General features: G+C 65.5%; 17 protein-coding genes. 2 read left to right on the plus strand and 15 right to left on the minus strand.

All coding sequences use genetic code 11. From position 1 onward, the window contains the following. The coding region (locus AC1DR6_RS22070) for a transposase (protein ID WP_476831038.1) at nt 1-177 on the minus strand (177 nt) is incomplete at its 3' end. Between the two features lie 106 nt (nt 178-283). On the opposite strand from AC1DR6_RS22070, the gene AC1DR6_RS22075 reads away from it, so the two are divergent. Then, complete coding sequence (locus AC1DR6_RS22075; RefSeq protein ID WP_476831422.1) at nt 284-955, plus strand: ABC transporter permease; 672 nt, start codon at nt 284-286, stop codon at nt 953-955. A 66-nt stretch (nt 956-1,021) separates the two neighbouring features. Here the strand turns inward: AC1DR6_RS22075 and AC1DR6_RS22080 are convergent, their stop codons facing one another. The 10 genes from AC1DR6_RS22080 to AC1DR6_RS22125 all read right to left on the minus strand — a co-directional run bounded on the left by AC1DR6_RS22080 (nt 1,022) and on the right by AC1DR6_RS22125 (nt 10,909). Further along, entirely contained in the window at nt 1,022-2,455 is a 1,434-nt protein-coding gene (locus AC1DR6_RS22080) for an NAD-dependent succinate-semialdehyde dehydrogenase (RefSeq protein WP_476831423.1), read from the minus strand. 141 nt (nt 2,456-2,596) lie between these two features. Next, nucleotides 2,597-3,406, minus strand: coding sequence for an aspartate dehydrogenase (locus tag AC1DR6_RS22085; protein ID WP_476831424.1), 810 nt, complete (start codon nt 3,404-3,406; stop codon nt 2,597-2,599). A 2-nt stretch (nt 3,407-3,408) separates the two neighbouring features. Beyond that, nucleotides 3,409-4,536, minus strand: coding sequence for an alpha/beta hydrolase (locus AC1DR6_RS22090; protein WP_476831425.1), 1,128 nt, complete (start codon nt 4,534-4,536; stop codon nt 3,409-3,411). After that, entirely contained in the window at nt 4,523-5,224 is a 702-nt protein-coding gene (locus AC1DR6_RS22095) for an ABC transporter ATP-binding protein (protein WP_476831426.1), read from the minus strand. Before AC1DR6_RS22095 ends, AC1DR6_RS22090 begins: the two co-directional genes overlap by 14 nt. Next, nucleotides 5,224-5,979: an ABC transporter ATP-binding protein gene (locus AC1DR6_RS22100; protein WP_476831427.1), complete on the minus strand. Its 756-nt coding sequence runs from the start codon at nt 5,977-5,979 to the stop codon at nt 5,224-5,226. The genes AC1DR6_RS22095 and AC1DR6_RS22100 overlap by 1 nt, the downstream gene beginning before the upstream one ends. Further along, on the minus strand, nt 5,976-7,004 hold the full coding sequence (locus AC1DR6_RS22105) for a branched-chain amino acid ABC transporter permease (RefSeq protein ID WP_476831428.1): 1,029 nt from the start codon (nt 7,002-7,004) through the stop codon (nt 5,976-5,978). Before AC1DR6_RS22105 ends, AC1DR6_RS22100 begins: the two co-directional genes overlap by 4 nt. Further along, on the minus strand, nt 6,997-7,911 hold the full coding sequence (locus AC1DR6_RS22110) for a branched-chain amino acid ABC transporter permease (RefSeq protein ID WP_476831429.1): 915 nt from the start codon (nt 7,909-7,911) through the stop codon (nt 6,997-6,999). The genes AC1DR6_RS22105 and AC1DR6_RS22110 overlap by 8 nt, the downstream gene beginning before the upstream one ends. A 146-nt stretch (nt 7,912-8,057) precedes the next feature. Then, nucleotides 8,058-9,227, minus strand: a complete 1,170-nt coding sequence (locus AC1DR6_RS22115) for an ABC transporter substrate-binding protein (RefSeq protein ID WP_476831430.1) — start codon at nt 9,225-9,227, stop codon at nt 8,058-8,060. 119 nt (nt 9,228-9,346) lie between these two features. Then, the gene (locus AC1DR6_RS22120) at nt 9,347-9,898 is read right to left on the minus strand and encodes a 3-hydroxyanthranilate 3,4-dioxygenase (RefSeq protein ID WP_476831431.1); all 552 of its coding nucleotides are present in this window, start codon (nt 9,896-9,898) and stop codon (nt 9,347-9,349) included. A 30-nt stretch (nt 9,899-9,928) separates the two neighbouring features. Further along, nucleotides 9,929-10,909, minus strand: a complete 981-nt coding sequence (locus tag AC1DR6_RS22125) for a dihydrodipicolinate synthase family protein (protein ID WP_476831463.1) — start codon at nt 10,907-10,909, stop codon at nt 9,929-9,931. Between the two features lie 200 nt (nt 10,910-11,109). Between AC1DR6_RS22125 and AC1DR6_RS22130 the strand changes: the two genes are divergently transcribed. After that, nucleotides 11,110-12,027: a LysR family transcriptional regulator gene (locus AC1DR6_RS22130; RefSeq protein ID WP_476831432.1), complete on the plus strand. Its 918-nt coding sequence runs from the start codon at nt 11,110-11,112 to the stop codon at nt 12,025-12,027. Nucleotides 12,028-12,115: 88 nt separating this feature from the next. Here the strand turns inward: AC1DR6_RS22130 and AC1DR6_RS22135 are convergent, their stop codons facing one another. The 4 genes from AC1DR6_RS22135 to AC1DR6_RS22150 form a co-directional block, all read right to left on the minus strand. Beyond that, nucleotides 12,116-12,487: a hypothetical protein gene (locus AC1DR6_RS22135; protein ID WP_476831433.1), complete on the minus strand. Its 372-nt coding sequence runs from the start codon at nt 12,485-12,487 to the stop codon at nt 12,116-12,118. Then, complete coding sequence (locus AC1DR6_RS22140) at nt 12,480-13,355, minus strand: undecaprenyl-diphosphate phosphatase (protein ID WP_476831434.1); 876 nt, start codon at nt 13,353-13,355, stop codon at nt 12,480-12,482. Before AC1DR6_RS22140 ends, AC1DR6_RS22135 begins: the two co-directional genes overlap by 8 nt. 181 nt (nt 13,356-13,536) lie before the next feature. Next, nucleotides 13,537-15,015 (minus strand): alkaline phosphatase family protein, encoded by a 1,479-nt coding sequence (locus AC1DR6_RS22145; RefSeq protein ID WP_476831435.1) that lies wholly within the window; start codon nt 15,013-15,015, stop codon nt 13,537-13,539. Continuing rightward, the gene (locus AC1DR6_RS22150; RefSeq protein WP_476831436.1) at nt 15,012-15,953 is read right to left on the minus strand and encodes a sugar phosphate isomerase/epimerase family protein; all 942 of its coding nucleotides are present in this window, start codon (nt 15,951-15,953) and stop codon (nt 15,012-15,014) included. The genes AC1DR6_RS22145 and AC1DR6_RS22150 overlap by 4 nt, the downstream gene beginning before the upstream one ends. Nucleotides 15,954-15,965 lie beyond the last annotated feature (12 nt).

The following is a 15,965-nucleotide window of genomic DNA, read 5'->3' on the forward strand; positions in this document are numbered from 1 at the left end:
GCGCGGCCCGTAATCGGGCGGCGCATCGATCCAGCGCCCGCCTGACTTGAGGACATGGACGATCCCGCTGATCACCCGGCGGTCATCAACACGCGGTTTGCCACGCGTGTCCGTCGGCAAATGCGGTGCGATCCGCGCGAATTGCGCATCCGTGAGCCAGAAACGATCCCGATTCATCCGGGCCTCCTCCGGGAAGCCGTGAATCATACAGAGCCAGCGGTGCCAACCTCTTTATGGGTCCGAGCCCTACGTCAAGTTCTTCACCGACCCTTACTATCTCAACGTGCTCACGCGCACGGTCAGGGTCGCCGTAATCTGCACGATCGCCTGCCTGGTGATGGGCTTTCCCCTGGCCTATGTGCTGGCCCGGACGCAAAGTCGGTTCAAGAACCTGCTGGTCATCGCAGTGGTGCTGCCGCTTTTCGTCGGCAACGCCGTGCGGGCGGCCGGCTGGATGACCGCTTTCGGCAGCCGTGGCGCTCTCAACGCCTCGCTGATGGGGATGGGGCTGATTGACCATCCCCTCGAGATCATGTTCACCGAGACGGCGGTGCTGATCGGCATCGTCGCAGTCAACCTGCCATTCATGGTGCTTTCACTGCAGAGCGTGATCGAAGGCATCCCGCGCAATGTCGAGGAGGCCGCGTTCAGCCTCGGCGCCGGGCCGGGCGCGATGTTTCGCCGGGTGCTCTGGCCTCTGGCACTGCCGGGTATTCTGGCCGGGACCATCCTGACCTTCATCCTGGCGATGAACGCCTATGCCACGCCGGTCCTGCTCGGCGGGCCGAAGTTCCAGATGATGGGGCCGCTGGTCTACGGGCAATTCGCCCAGCAGAACAACTGGCCCTTCGGCGGCGCGATCTCCTTCATCCTCATGACGGCGACGATCCTGCTGACCGCTGTTGCCCATATGATCGTGCAGGGTCGTTATAGCCGGAGCCGGGAAGGGGTCTGACGAGACCCTCGCCGGCTGGAGGCTCACGCCGGCTAGAGGCTCATGCCAGCTAGAAGCTTATGCCAGCTAGAAGCTTATGCGGTGCGAGACCGTCTTGACCGCCATGTAATGGTCGAGGCCTTCCGCGCCGCCTTCGCGGCCGTAACCGCTGTCCTTCACCCCGCCGAAGGGCACCTCGGCGACCGAGGCCTCCAGCGTGTTGATGGAAACGTTGCCGGCTTCGATCCCTTGCGCGATCAGGTCGGCGCGCGCGGCGGAGTGGGTGAAGCTATAGGCCGCGAGCCCGAAGGGCAGGGCGTTGGCCTTGTCCAGCGCTTCCTCCACGGAACGCACCGGGTTGATGATCGCCATCGGGCCGAACGGCTCCTCGCGAAGCGCCCGCGCATCGTCCGGCAATTCCGCCAGCACTGTCGGCGGAAAGAAATAGCCGCGATTGCCGACGCGCTCGCCGCCCGTCAGCACGCGCCCGCCGCGCGCGCGCGCATCGCTGGCCAAGGCTTCCAGCGCCTCGATGCGGCGGTGATTGGCGACCGGCCCCATCTGCGTGCCGGCATCCAGACCGTTGCCGACCACGATGCTGCGAGCCTTTTCGACGAAACTGCGTGTGAACTGCTCGAAGATGGCTTCCTGAACGAAGAAACGTGTCGGCGAGGTGCAGACCTGGCCGGCGTTGCGCATCTTCCGTGCGGCCGACAGCTCGGCGGCCAGTACCGGATCGACATCGTCGCAGACGATCACGGGCGCATGGCCGCCCAGCTCCATCAGCACCGGTGTCATGTGGCGCGCCGCCAGCTCGGACAGATGTTTGCCCACCGCCGTCGACCCTGTGAAGGCGACGAGGCGGGTCTGTGCCTTGGGGATCAGATAGCTTGAGATCGCCGCCGGCACGCCGAAGACGAGGTTCAGCACGCCCGGCGGCAGGCCGGCATCGTGCAACGCCCGCGCGATGTGAAACGCGCCTGCCGGCGTCTCCTCCGCCGCCTTGATGATGATCGAGCAGCCGGCAGCCAAGGCACCCGCGATCTTGCGGGCGGGTTGGCTCATCGGGAAGTTCCAGGGCGAGAAAGCCGCAACCGTGCCGACAGGCTGGCGGAGCACGACATAGCGGATGCCCGGCTCGCTCGGCACGACCCGGCCATAGGTCCGCTGGCCCTCGGCCGCATCCCATTCGAAGAATTCGCAGCCGCGCACGACTTCGAGGCAGGCCTGGTCGAAGGGTTTGCCGTGTTCCAGCGTGATCGCGTAGCCGATCTCCTCGGCGCGAGCGCGCATCAGCGCGGCCGCCTTGAGCATGATCTCGCCGCGCTGCCGAGGCGAGACGCGGCTCCAGACCTTGAAGCCCTCGGCAGCCGCGGCCAGCGCATCGTCCAGATCGGCATGGGACGCAACGGGCACGGCGCCGATCACAGTCTCATCGGCCGGATTAAGGACCGGCAATTCCTCCGCGGTCTTGCGCCACGCACCGCCGATATAAAGCTTGAGATCGGGATAAGCGGTCATGAAGCCCTCGGCTGGCTGCTCTTTCAGCGGGTTTGCGAGATCAATCCGCCGTTCTCGCCAACGATAGAGGGCGCCGCATTGTGCGATCCAGTCGGCTAAATCCGATAAATTCAGACCGGTTAGGTTATGAATGCGGGATCGTCAGCACACCAAGGTCCGTGCGCGATTTTCGATCAGCCGTACCAGGCCGAGCGCCGTCATTTCGGACGATTTCGGGTTCGCGGCCAATGGCCGGTTCTCGATGGCGATCTCGAGTTTGCCGAAAGCGCCCCGCGCGCTGAGTTGGTGGCCGTTGCCGGTGGCGGCGGGGTCGGCGACAAGCTCGACTCGTGTCCGGTCGAGCCCGATGCCGGCCAGCGCCGAGATTACCGCGACATTGGCGTTCTGCGGGAAGCGCGCTGCTGCCTCCCTTGCCGTCCCCCGGAAAAAGGCTGTCGCTTCGCCCAGGCCGTCGAGGTCGACCAGAGCCTCTGCCGGGGTGCCACGCCACGCGGCCGGTGGCTTGACGATGCGGTGGACGACCTCCTCCAGCGGCAGGAGAGAGGCGGCGGCAATGCCGTCGATCCCGGCCAGCGCGCCGGGCGGGATCAGAATCTGGCTGCCGTGATCGTCCGCAACGGCGACAAGCCGGTTCAGCATCGCGTCGTCGCAAAAGGCGCTGGTCGAGGCGACCGCGAAGGCCTTGGCATGTTCGAGCGCCGACGGACCCCAGATCCCGACGGCGTCGCGCCCAGCAGCTTCGACCACAAGGTCGAGTTCGAACCCGCCGAGATCGTCGGGCGCTGTGATCCATCTTGCGCCGACCGGTCCGTCATGGGGGGCGGCGAGAGTGCGTACGGCCACCGCCACAACGGTGATGTCGCCTTGCCGCTCGCTCAGCAGTTCGGCCACGCGACGATTGATGGCGCCCCAGCCGATCAAGGCGATGCGCAAGGGCTTCCGACGAGGCATGCTCAGCGGCCTTCCGCCGTCTGCAAGGCGAATTCGAGCAGGGCGCCTCCGTTCAGACCTTCGAGCATGCTGAAATGGTGCCCGGGGCAGACCAGCGGTGCCGGCATCTGCCATGCCTCGGCCAGCGCTGCCGATTGCGCCTTGAAGGCATCGCTTTCACCGTCGCCAACCGCGAAAGCGACCCGTGTGTTTTGCGGACGCGGTTGGGCGATCGGGCTCAGCCGGATCGACCGCTCGACATCGTCCAGACCCAGCAGGCGCCCGAGCGGAAGATGGCCGAGTGGTTTGAGATCGAACAGCCCCGACAGCAGCAAGGCCGACGCTATGGGCGGGGCATCCCGCGCGCTGAGCACCATCGCGGCGAGGTGACCGCCGGCGGAATGGCCGCAGATATGCAGCCGGGTGGGATCGAGGCCAAGCGCCCTGGCCTCGTGCACCAGGAAGTTCAGGGCTGCCACGCTTTGTGCGATGCAGGTCTCCAGCGCCGTGTCGGGCGCCAGCCCGTGATTCGGCGTGGCCACGGCATAGCCGGCCTGGAGCAGGCCTTGCGCAAACTGGCTGTGCTGGACCTTGTCGGAGGCCTGCCAATAGCCGCCATGGATGAAGACAAAGATGGGAGCGGCTTTTGCGCCCTGCGGCCGGTACAGGTCGAGCGTCTCGAAGCGGCCGGCGCCATAAGCCAGATCGACGCCGTTGTGAGCCGCGCGGAACGCCTCGCCTTCCCGGCTCCAGCGACGAAACAGCGCCTTCATGTCGGCTTGCAGCCTCGGGCTGTATTGCCGCCCGAGTTCCCGCAGCGCGTAACCGTCGACCATGATGTCGGGCAGCGGCTGCGGGCCGATGTGACGGGCGCGGATGGTCAGGCCCGGCTCTGCCTTCGGTCGGAGGGTTATCGACGGCCGGAAGCCGGCGAAAACCTCGCGATAGGCCAGCTCGACCGCGTGGCGCGACAGATGAAAGGCTTCGGGCTTGTCCGCTTCCCAGATCATCTCGCGCAGGTGATGGGGGCCGCAACCGGCCGCGATCAGCCCGTTCAGGATTTCGGTCAGGACATCGCGGATGGCTTCGATCGGATCGGGATCGGCGCTGCTTGCGACGATCTCGGAGAGTGGCTGTTCAGACGCCGACATAGCGATGGACCAGTTCCGCATTGGCCGCGAGATCCGAGCTGGAGCCAGACCAGACCGTGCGGCCCTTCTCGATGATGTAATGCCGATCCGCGATGCGCTTCAGCACGTTGATGTTCTTGTCGATCAGCAGGATCGACTGGCCCTGCGCCTTCAAGGTCTCGATACAGCTCCAGATCTCGGCTCGGATGACCGGTGCGAGGCCTTCCGTGGCCTCGTCGAGGATGAGCAGCTTGGGATTGGTCATCAGCGCGCGGCCGACTGCTAGCATCTGCTGTTCGCCACCAGAGAGGGTCCGGGCCGACTGGCCAGCGCGCTCTTGCAGACGAGGAAAGAGCGCGTAGACCCGCTCTAGGGTCCATGGCGAGGAGCGCTTCAGGCGGTTCGAGGCGGTGGCCACCAGATTTTCGCGAACGTTCAGGGTGGGGAAGACGTGGCGGCCTTCCGGCACCAGGCCGATGCCGCAGCGTGCGATTTTCTCGGGTGCGATACCGCGGACATCGCGGCTTTCGAAGCGAATGGAGCCGTCCCTGGGCGCGAGCAGTCCCATGATGGAGCGGACGGTCGTGGTCTTGCCCATGCCGTTGCGCCCGAGCAGGGTCACGACCTCGCCCTCGGCGATATCGAGTTCGACATCGAACAGGACCTGGCTTGCGCCATAGGCGGATTGGAGCTTGCGGACGCTCAGCATCACGCGTCTCCCTCGCCGAGATAGGCGCTGCGCACCTCGGGATTGTCGCGGATCTGCGCGGCCGTGCCGGTCGCAATGACGCGGCCATAGACCAGGACGGAAATCCGGTCTGCGAGCGCGAAGACCGCGTCCATGTCGTGCTCGACCAGCAGCATCGTCACGCGGCCCTTCAGCGCCGACAGCATCGTCACCATCTGCTCGCTCTCGGCGTGACCGAGGCCGGCCATCGGCTCGTCCAGCAGGAGAAGGCGCGGCTCGCAGGCAAGCGCGATCGCGAATTCGAGCTGTTTTTGCTCGCCATGGGAGAGGTCGGCGACCTTGGTTTCGGCGCGATGGGCGATCCCGGCCTGTGCGAGATACTGCCGGGCGCGCGCTCGCAGCGGCTCGTCTTGCCGCGCAGGGCGCCAGAACCGGAAGCTGTGACCCTCATGCGCCTGTACGGCGAGCGCGACATTGTCGAGCATCGTGAGATCGGGCAGCAGCTGATTGATCTGGAAGGTGCGCGCAAGGCCGCGCCGGACGCGCTTCGCCGTCGGGAGCATGCCAATCTCCTCGCCTTCGAGCAGGATCGCGCCTTCGTCATGGCTCAACTCGCCGAAAAGCTGGGTGATCAGCGTGGTCTTTCCGGCTCCGTTGGGTCCGATCAGCGCATGGATTTCGCCTTTGCGGATGTCCAGATCGACGCCATCGGTGGCGACAAGGCCGCCAAAGCGCTTGCGCAAACCACGCACGGAGAGGAGCACTTCGCCGCTCATGGCCCGCCCTTGCCGAGACCGAGGCCAAGACGAGAGACGAGGCCGTTCAATCCGCCCTGCGTGAACAACACCACGAGAAGCAGGATCGGCCCGAGCACGAGCTGCCAGTGTTCGGTCCAGCCGGTCAGCACGGTCTCGAGGATCACCAGGGCTGCGGCGCCGAGCAGCGGGCCCAGCAGCGTGCCGACGCCGCCGAGGATGACCATGATCATCAGCTCGCCGGATTTCGTCCAGTGCAGCATGTCGGGGCTGACGAAGCGCAGATAGTTCGCCATCAGCGCGCCGGCGAGCCCGGCGCCCATGCCTGACATGGCGAAGGCGGCGAGCTTGTAGCGATAGGGCGCGATGCCAATCGCGGCCATGCGTCGCTCGTTCTGGCGGATGCCGGTCAGCACCATGCCGAACCGGGAGCCGACGATGCGCCATAGCACCAGGAAGACCAAAGCGGTCAGGACGAGGCAGATGAAATAGAACGTCGTGTCGTCGCGCGTGTTGAGTTCGAAGAGCGCATTGCGGCGCCGGATCGTCATGCCGTCATCGCCGCCATAAGCCTTCAGCGAGACGAAGAGGAAGAACAGCATCTGCGCGAAGGCGAGCGTGATCATGATGAATTGCACGCCGCTCGTGCGCAGGCACAAGGCCCCGATCAGCAGGGCGACAAGGCCGGCGACGAGAATGGCGGCCGGCAGCGTCACCAGGAGCTGGTCGGTCCCCGGGACGAGGCCCAGAAAGAGGCCGTCGTCGACCATCGTTCGATAGAGGATGCCGACGACATAGCCCCCGACGCCGAAGAAGGCGGCATGGCCGAAGGAGACCATTCCGCCGAAGCCGAGCGCCAGATTGAGCGAGCCCGCCGCGATGGCATAAATCAGGACGCGCGTCGCCAAAGGGATCAGCGCGGGCTGCCCGATGGCCTGCATAAGGAAGGGCAGGGCGATCAGCGCCACGGCCAGCGCCGCCAGGGCCAGCGCCCGGCCCGGATGCGGCGTTACCGAACCGATCGGGGTGGCAGCTTCGTCAGACATGGGCGGGAAACAGTCCCTTGGGCCGCACCAGCAGCACGATCGCCATCAGCAGATAAATCCCCATCGAGGCGAGGCCCGCGCCGAGCGCATCCGCGTCGGACGCGCTCATGACCTGCCGCAGCAGTCCCGGCGCAAAGGCCCGGAGCGAGGTGTCGACAAGGCCAACGATCAGCGCGCCGAAAAAGGCGCCGCGAACCGAGCCGACGCCGCCAATTACGACCACGACGAAGGTCATGATCAGGATCTGCTCGCCCATGCCGACCTGCACAGCGAGGATCGGGCCGGCCATCAGCCCCGCGAGGCCCGCCAGCAGTGCGCCGAGCCCGAAGACGGCGGTGTAGAGCAGGCGGATATCCACGCCGAGCGCCCGGACCATCTCGCGATGGGTGGCGCCGGCGCGGATCAGCATGCCGATGCGCGTGCGGTTGATCAGGAGATAGAGACCAAGCGCGACAAGCAGGCCGACCGCAATGATCGCAAGGCGATAGACGGGATAAATCAGGCCGGGCAGGAGCTGGACCGAGCCGTTCAAGGCCGGAGGCACCGAGACGAACAGCGGCTGTCGCCCGAACAGGATGGTCACGCTCTGGTTGAAGATCAGGATCAGGGCGAAGGTCGCCAGCACCTGATCGAGATGGTCGCGCGCATAGAGCCGGCGCAGCACGACGAGTTCCATCACCATGCCGATCAGCGCCGCTGCCGCGAGGCCGGCGAGCACCGCGATCAGGAACGAGCCGGTCTGCGCGGCGGCAAATGCCGCAGCATAGGCGCCGACCATGTAAAGCGAGCCATGGGCCAGGTTGATGACGCCCATTATGCCGAAGATGAGAGTCAGCCCGGCCGCGAGCAGGAACAGCATCACGCCGAACTGCAGGCCGTTGAGCAGTTGTTCGAGGATAAGCGTCATCGTGGCTGAGGCCGGATTTCTCTAGGTCGGATCCAAACGCTGCCGTCACTCCGGAACTCCGGGTGACAGCAGGCGTGGATGGTCGGGACAAGCCCGACCATGACGGTGACGTCAGCGTGCGCGGACTATGGCCCGGGTTTACCGGCTCAGAGCTTGCAGTCCTTCGCGTAGACGTCGGTGTGATTGCTCAGCACCTTTCCGGTCGTCTTCAGGATCGGGGTTCCATCGGCCCCCTTCTCGACGGTCAGCGCGTACCAATCCTGCACCGGGTGCTGGTTCGTGCCGAACTTGAAGGCGCCACGGACGGACTGGAAATCCGCCTTGGCGAGTGCGGTTCGCAGAGCCGGAACATCGGTCTTGCCGCCGGTCGCCTTCAAGGCGGAGGCGATGGCGAGTGCCGTGTCGTAACCCTGGCTCGCATAGTAGGTCGGCACGCGATTGTAGGCCTTGGTCCAGGCCTCGACGAATTTCTTGTTGGCCGCGTTGTCGAAATCGGTGTTCCAGTGGGCGGTCACGCTCAAGCCGAGGGCGGACTCGCCGACCGCCTTCAGCGTGGTGGCATCGAGCGAGGGCTCGGCCAGCACCATCGGCACCTTTCCGAGCAGGCCGGCCTGCTGATACTGGCGCAGGAAGGCGATGCCCAGGCCGCCCGGGTGGAACTGGAAAACGACGTCGGGGTTGGCCGAGCGGATCTGCGCCATCTCAGGCGCGAAGTCGGTCTGGTCGAGGCGGGTGTAGACCTCGCCGGCGATCTCGCCCTTGAACATGCGCTTGAAACCGGTCAGCGCGTCCTTTCCAGCCTGGTAGTTGGGCGCCAGGATGAAGGCCTTCTTGTAGCCGAGATTGGTGGCGTACTGGCCGGCGCTCTCATGCAGGCTGTCGTTCTGCCAGGACACGACGAAGTAGTTGGCGTTGCATTCCTTGCCGGCGAAATTGGACGGTGCCGCATTGGGGCTGACGTAGAGCGCGCCGGAGTCGACGATATCGGGCACGGTCGCGCCTGCGACGTTGGAGAACACGATGCCGGTCATGATCTTGATGCCGTCCGTCTTCAGCATCTTCTCGGCGATCTGCTTGCCCTGACCGGGCTTCAGCGCGTCATCCTCGACCACGAGCTCGACGGGCACGCCGCCGAGCTTTCCGCCCTCCATATCCATTGCGAGCTTGAAGGCGTCGCGGATGTCCTGGCCGAGGTAACCGCCTGGGCCCGAAAGCGTGGTGATCATGCCGATCTTGACCGGCTGCTGCGCCAGCGCCGGCAAGGCGACGGAAGCCGCCAAGATCAGTCCCAGGCCTAGTGATTTACGGTGCTGCATGGTTCCCCTCTTCCGATCGTTGAGCGTCGGATTGGTTGAATTATTTTAAGCTTAAAGCAATCTCGGATCGGCGCGCAAGTGGCACGAAGGCGCCGCGAAAGCGACGCCCTCGTCGGCGCTCAGAGTGCGACCCAGCCGGCCGGGGGCTTGCGGCCGGGATGCAGCGCGCCGCAATGCTTGCAGGTGCGGGCCTTCTCATCGGCGAAGAAGGCTTCGTAGAGCGGCGGCAGGTCCTTGACGAGGTCCTTCACCTGCAGCTCGATGCGGTGGACGAGGCCCTGGCACTCAAAGCAATACCATTCGAACCCGTCGACCTGGTCGGGGTGGCGGGCAGGTTCGACGACGAGGCCGATCGAACCCTCCTGCGGGCGCTGCGGGGAATGCCGCACATGGGGCGGCAGCAGGAAGACGTCTCCCTCTCGGATCGTGACATCGTAATGCTTGCCGTCATCAACGAGCTTCAGCATCATGTCGCCCTTGAGCTGATAGAAAAACTCTTCTACGGGATCGTCGTGATAATCGGCGCGCTGGTTGGGGCCGCCGACGACCATCACGGTCATCTTGCCGTCGTCGAACACCTTCTTGTTGCCGACGGGCGGTTTGAGCAGATGCTCATGCTCCGCGATCCACGCCTTGAAGTTGAAGGCCTTGAGCCGTCCTTCGGTCGCCATGTGATGCACCTCTTCCCGTGATGATCGCGCTCAGCCGGCCTTTGCTAACGGCGCCGGATCGCGCTTCAAGCCGCAGCTTTCGAAGGCGGCACGCGTTGCCGCCTTTTCGCTTTCGGTCAGTTCCAGCATCGGCGCGCGCACCCGGCCACCGACCTGGCCGAGCAACTCCTGCCAGTATTTCTGGTGCGCGTGCGGCTTTTCACTGGGACGCGTGCCACGCAAAGCCTCCCGCACCGGGTTCAGGCTGTCGCGGATGGCGCGCGCCTTCTCGGCTTCACTGCAAAACGCGAGGTCGGTGTATTCGCGCATGCGCAAATCGTTCGCGGTCTGGATCAGGTAGGGCGGCGATGAGCAAAGGTAGAGCTGCCAGCCGAGCTCGACGATATTGTCCAGCCACTCTTCCTCTGAGGCGGTGCTGACGAGGATGCGGTCACCGGCAAGACGCGTCAGCTCGGCATACATCGGGCGGGGCACGCTGTATTTGATGGCGACCACATTCTCGATATCGGCGAGCCGATTGCAGAGCTGGGGGCTCATCAGATAGCCGGAATCGGGGTGGCTCCAGAGCGCGATCCCGATATCGACCTTCTCCGCGATGGTCCTGTAGTACGCGAAGACCGTCTCGTCCTGCGCCTTGAAGAAATGCAGCATCGGCGCATGGACGACGATATAATCGGCGCCGACCCGCTGAGCATGGCGGGCAAGGTCGATGACCACATCCATGTTCTGATCGGAGCAGGACATGATGGTCTGGCCGCGCCCGGCCGAGGCCTCGACGGCCAACTCGAAGCTGCGTTTGCGCTCCTCGATCGACATCGAGAAGAATTCGCCCTGCTTGCCGGCGATGAACAGCCCGTCGATCTTGAGATCGTCGAGCCAGTGCCGGATGTTTGCTGTGAAACCGTCCTCGTCGATGGCGAGCGTATCGGTGAAAGGGGTCAGCGCCGCGGCCCAGATGCCCTTCATATGGGCGCGGGCGTAAGCCTTTGCGTCCTTTTTGGCGTATTTCATCCCAACGACCCCGAGCTCGGTCACGGGCAGAGCACCGAGGACGCCGTCGGACATGGCCGATCTTCGACGCCGTCACGTTCCGCTGCCGGACCCGCCACGCAGACTGTGGCGATAAGAGATGATGGCACGATCGGCGGGGTATACGGCAACTCGTTACATTCCTATGAATTGGGAACCTGTCCTTATAAATCGGCTGCGCGATGGCGATCACTCTGCGTCAAGTCCAAGCTTTCCTCGCGGTGACCGAGCAGGGCACCTTCACTAAAGCGGCAGAGCGCCTGCACATGGCGCAGCCCGCCTTGTCACAGCTCGTGCGGGATCTGGAGCGGGAACTCGGCATCCGCGTGCTCGACCGGACAACGCGGCGTGTGGAGCTGACCGAGGGCGGACGGGAGTTTCACGGCGCGGCGCTGAAGATCGTGCAGGACCTGGATACCGCGGTTCAGAACGCCAATGGCCTGGCAGAACGCCGGCGCGGCCGTATCGTCGTGGCCCTGCCACCTTTGCTTGCCGCCGTGATCATTCCGCCGACGATTGCTGCGCTCAACGCGAAGCATCCTGGCTTGCAGGTGGCGATCATCGATGCCCGCAACGATCTGGTGGTCGACGCCGTGCGGTTCGGGAAGGCGGATTGCGGTGTGGGCACGTTTTCCGCGCTGGAAGACAACATCGAGCGCTCGCCGCTGGCGCGCGACAGCCTGATGCTGTTCTGCGCCAAAGTCAGCCGGTTCGCCGGCCAGCGCGGCGCGATCTGGGGTGATCTCGCGGACGAGCCGCTGGTCACGCTCACCCGCGACAGCGGTATCAGGCTGCTGGTCGAGGTCGGTTACGAGACGGCCGAGATCGCACTCAAGCCGGCCTACGAAGTCTCCCAGATCACGACGGCGCTGGCCCTGGTCGCGGCCGGGCTGGGCATTGCCGTGCTCCCGACCTATGCCCGCGCGATCGCGCCGGCAGGGGTGATCGCGATGCCTCTGAGCCAGCCCTCGATCACCCGTGAGATCGTCATGATCCGCCCAAGCGGCCGCTCGACTTCCCCGGCGCTCGCGGCTTTCGAGACCGTGCTCCGCCGCAATGTGAGGGGGCTGGTGCCGAGCGACGACAGCAGCGAGACCTAGCGCCGTCTGAACGTCGCATCCGCCTTTCCAAGCCAGTTCACGGCGAGGCGACCGTGATTTCACGGTTACGGCACGACGCCCGTCGCAGTCAGTGTGCCAGTGCCGGCCAGTCGAGATCGCTCGGGGTTCTCCCGGCATGGGTGTTGTAGTCGGCGGCGTCCCGCATCACGGTTTCGATGCCGATGCGCGAGCCGCTGCGCGGGCAGCCATAGGCCTCGTCGGGCAGGCCCTGCTGCCGCAGCCAACCGACGAATTGCTCCTCGATGGTGTGAAGCGAAGCCTCCGCCCGAAAAGCGCGCGACATCTGGAAGATGTGGCGCTCGTCGGCACCGACATAGCAGTATCGCCAATCCTCGGCGCGCGCGGTGGCCGGCAGCATGAGAGCGGCCCATGCAAAGCTGAGCAGGAGAGTTTTGGGAGCGGCGCAGATCAGCATGCGGTTGCCGCCGCTCTCAGGCAAGCCAGCCGCCCGCCACGGCTGCCAGGAGGAACAGACCCATCGCCGCCCGATAGATCACGAAGGCCCAGCTCGACATCTTCTCCAGGTAGCGCATCAGTCCCCAGATCGCCGCGAAGGAAGCGATCGAGCCGGCGATCAATCCAACCGCGAGCAAGGAGACGGCATGGGCGCCGATTCCCACCTTGGCGATTTCATAGATTTCCTTCAGCCCGGCGAGCGCGATTGCAGGCAAGCCGAGCAGGAAGGAGAGGCGGGCGGCTTCCGCCCGCTTGAAGCCGAGACCGAGCGCTGCGGTCAGCGTCGAGCCGGAGCGGGATACACCGGGGATGAGCGCGCCGACCTGCGCAAGGCCGACGAGCACGAAGTCCAGGGCGCCCGCCTGTTCGACCCGCAGCCGATGTTTGGCGAGCCATTCCGTCGCCGCCAGCAGCAGCGCCATCACCAGCGAGGCCGCGCCGATAACCCAGAGCGCCCGAAGGGGAGAGCCACAGCGATTGAGCAGCGGGGCCAGCAATACGCCGGCGATGACGATCGGGATCGTTCCGAGCACGATGCCCACCGCGATCCGTGCACGGCTGCTCGCCACGCGTCGCGTCTTCACGACCTCAAGCGCGCCGAGCGTGATCTCCGCCACGTCGCGGCGGAAATAGCTGATCACGGCGGCCAGCGCAGCCAATTGCATCAATGCCGAAAAGGCGGAGCCGGGATCAGGCCAGCCGAGCAGCGCCGGGACGATCCTCATATGCGCGGTCGAGGAGATCGGCAGCAACTCGGTGATGCCCTGGACGATGCCGAGGACAACCATCTGGCCATAATCGAGCGCGGCGAAACCGGTGTCGAGCCCGGCGGAACAGGCGGAGGCGGCCATGGCGAAGCTCCGAATCGTCAGGATCATGGCTTAGCGCGCAGGACGCCCGCAGCGCCACCGCCATCAGCGCGAATGCAGGCGAAAAGCGTTCATGCCGCGCGAACCCGTCATCCGGTCGGACGCCCTCTGCACGGCGGGCTCGAAGATCCGTCCAATCAAACGTTCAAGGTCTGCCCTCGCCTCAGTCGACGCGCCTGCCCTGAAGCAGGATGCGGGAGCCGTCGCGTTCCGCGAGCTCGAGCCTCTGGCTGAAGCTTCCCCGGCCCGCCTCGCAGATCCTTGCGGCCTCCGGTTCCGGTGCAGCGCCGAGCAGCGAGCGACCCGTCATCGTTGCAGCCGGTGCGAGGCCAAGCGCCGCGAGAACGGTCGGCGCGATATCGATGATCCCCGTGGGACGCGCGTCGAGCAGCCCGGTTGTCAGACCGGCGCCGCGCATGATCAGGGTGGTGTTCAGCTCGTACCTGTTCAGGCCGCCATGCATGCCGCCGCCGATCGGCACATCACTCTTCGTCATCAGGCCGAGGCCTGAATTTCCAAACGGATCGGGGTCGTCGTTCGAGCGAAGCGTGAAGACGAGTTCCGGCGCCCGCTCATGGTCGAGGTCGACGAGTGAGAGAGAGAACGTGCCGGGCAGCTCGCCTTCGATGCCGTTTCCGCCGGGTGTGAACAGCATGCCGGTGAAGTCCTGCTCCATCAGCCAATGCGCGATGGCGTCGCGACGGGCCGTGCCGCCCTCCAGGATGCGGATTTCACCCATGTCGCCGCCTGTCATGGCGAAGCTGGCGCCTTCGAGGGTGCGTTCGGCGGCGCGTCGGCCGTGATGGCCCGCTTGCCGCAGGAGTTCGGACAGCGGCAGCGCGTCGTTCATGGTGATCTGGCCATGATCGGAAGCGGCAATCACGGTATAGCGCTCTGCGTCCGGCTGCGTGTCGATCCAGGTGAGAATGCGGCCGAAGGCGTCGTCGACCGTGCGGATCACGTTCAGCGTCTCGGGCGTGCCGAGGAAGCGGTAGTGGAACGAGGTATCGGGCTCGTTGAACCAGATCAGCGCGACATCCGGCTTAAGCCGCTCCAGCACATGTTCGCGGAAGACGCGCTCGGCATAGTCCGTCTCCTCGAAGCGTGGCAGGCGGCGCGGCGGCAGCGGGCCAAAACGCGCGATCACCTCGTCGACGGCCCCCGGCGTGCGGGTGTGCTCGCGGCCGAGGAGAGAGAACGTCCAATGTCCGTTCTCGCGGACGTTCGGATTGATCAGGTAGGCGGACCCTGCCGAGCCGGTATGGACCACCGCCATGCGCTTGCCGGCGCGGGCCAGCACATCGCCCATCGGTTCGGCCGTGACGAAGCGCCCGCCGGTGGCTTCGATCGCCAATGAGATATCGTCCCAGCGACTGAGATCGAGCGCGTGCGCCTGCGTCGCTTTGGGAAAGTAGAAGGCATTGCCGACGATGCCGTGGACGCGCGGATGCGCGCCCGTGGCGACCGAGGTGGTCGCGACGCGCGTCATCGACGGAAAGACGCTGCGCGCCTCGCGGAACCAGGTGCCCTGTCCGGCGAAGCGGGCGAGGTTCGGCATGCGCTCGGGCGTCACGAAATCGGGCCGCAAGCCGTCGAAGACGCAGATGACGACGCGATCGGCGGCGGCTTGCGGGGTGGTCATGCCGCGGCCTTCAGGGTCTGCGTGCGCGCCTTGGCGGCGAGCGCCTTGGTCGTCGCGATGCACTCGTCGACGGCGTACCAGTAGCGCTGGTTGAGCTCGATGTTGAACATCACGCCTTCCGGGAAGATGCAGGCCGCCATCAGTTCGTCCCACGGAATGGCGCCCCAGCCGACCGGCAGGTGCAGATCGCCATGGCCGAACGCGACCTTCTCGCTCTCGTGATACATCCAGATCGCATCGGCCCGGCCGAAGGAATCGTGCATGTGGAGGTGGCTGGCGAAGGGGGCGAGCGCCGCGATCTCCGCAACGAATTCCTCCGTGCCGAATCCTTCCGTGCCCTGGAAGCCGGCGCGCAGGAAGCAGTGGCTGAAGTCGAGCGTGGCGCGGATATGGCTGTGGTCGATCGCCGCGAGTTCCTGTGCCAGCCGCTTCGGCGAGGAGCAGTGCACAAGGCCCTCATGGCCGCCGAACAGAGTCTCGACGCAGACCAGCGGACCGAGATCGGCCGCGACGTCACCGGCCTTGGCGAGCCATTCCCGCTGGCGGGCATAGGCACCTTCCAGCACCGGGGCCTCAGCGACCGGGTGCAGGCCGGAATGGAGGACGTAGTTCACCGCGCCGACTTCCGCCGCGATTTCGAGCGAGGCTTTGAGCACCTCGAAATGGCGCGGCAGGCGGGCGGGGTCGTCGAAGAAGTTGATCGAGAGCGGCCCATGCACCGAATAGCGCACCGAACGGCCGGCGCAGGCGCGCTTCAGCATCTCCAGATGCGGACGGTGGATGCGCGCGCCGATGATGAGGTCGGCCGAGAAGGTCGGCAGTTCGATGGTCTCGACGCCGAGCGCTTCGACCCGGTCGAGGATCGCCGAGAAATCCGAGAGGTCGCCCTTGGGATAAGGGGCAGAAATGCCGGTGCCGAGGACGCCGTTGGGCAGCATGGGACTATCTCC

The sequence above is a fragment of the Allobosea sp. P5_A5 genome (assembly GCF_056400625.1).

Excerpts from the sequence above, each read along its gene's own strand:
- AC1DR6_RS22080 (WP_476831423.1), bottom strand. The coding sequence starts at position 2,455 with ATGACCGCTTATCCCGATCTCAAGCTTTATATCGGCGGTGCGTGGCGC.
- AC1DR6_RS22085 (WP_476831424.1), bottom strand. The coding sequence starts at position 3,406 with ATGCCTCGTCGGAAGCCCTTGCGCATCGCCTTGATCGGCTGGGGCGCC.
- AC1DR6_RS22090 (WP_476831425.1), bottom strand. The coding sequence starts at position 4,536 with ATGTCGGCGTCTGAACAGCCACTCTCCGAGATCGTCGCAAGCAGCGCC.
- AC1DR6_RS22095 (WP_476831426.1), bottom strand. The coding sequence starts at position 5,224 with ATGCTGAGCGTCCGCAAGCTCCAATCCGCCTATGGCGCAAGCCAGGTC.
- AC1DR6_RS22100 (WP_476831427.1), bottom strand. The coding sequence starts at position 5,979 with ATGAGCGGCGAAGTGCTCCTCTCCGTGCGTGGTTTGCGCAAGCGCTTT.
- AC1DR6_RS22105 (WP_476831428.1), bottom strand. The coding sequence starts at position 7,004 with ATGTCTGACGAAGCTGCCACCCCGATCGGTTCGGTAACGCCGCATCCG.
- AC1DR6_RS22110 (WP_476831429.1), bottom strand. The coding sequence starts at position 7,911 with ATGACGCTTATCCTCGAACAACTGCTCAACGGCCTGCAGTTCGGCGTG.
- AC1DR6_RS22115 (WP_476831430.1), bottom strand. The coding sequence starts at position 9,227 with ATGCAGCACCGTAAATCACTAGGCCTGGGACTGATCTTGGCGGCTTCC.
- AC1DR6_RS22120 (WP_476831431.1), bottom strand. The coding sequence starts at position 9,898 with ATGGCGACCGAAGGACGGCTCAAGGCCTTCAACTTCAAGGCGTGGATC.
- AC1DR6_RS22125 (WP_476831463.1), bottom strand. The coding sequence starts at position 10,909 with ATGAAATACGCCAAAAAGGACGCAAAGGCTTACGCCCGCGCCCATATG.
- AC1DR6_RS22130 (WP_476831432.1), top strand. The coding sequence starts at position 11,110 with ATGGCGATCACTCTGCGTCAAGTCCAAGCTTTCCTCGCGGTGACCGAG.
- AC1DR6_RS22140 (WP_476831434.1), bottom strand. The coding sequence starts at position 13,355 with ATGGCCGCCTCCGCCTGTTCCGCCGGGCTCGACACCGGTTTCGCCGCG.
- AC1DR6_RS22145 (WP_476831435.1), bottom strand. The coding sequence starts at position 15,015 with ATGACCACCCCGCAAGCCGCCGCCGATCGCGTCGTCATCTGCGTCTTC.
- AC1DR6_RS22150 (WP_476831436.1), bottom strand. The coding sequence starts at position 15,953 with ATGCTGCCCAACGGCGTCCTCGGCACCGGCATTTCTGCCCCTTATCCC.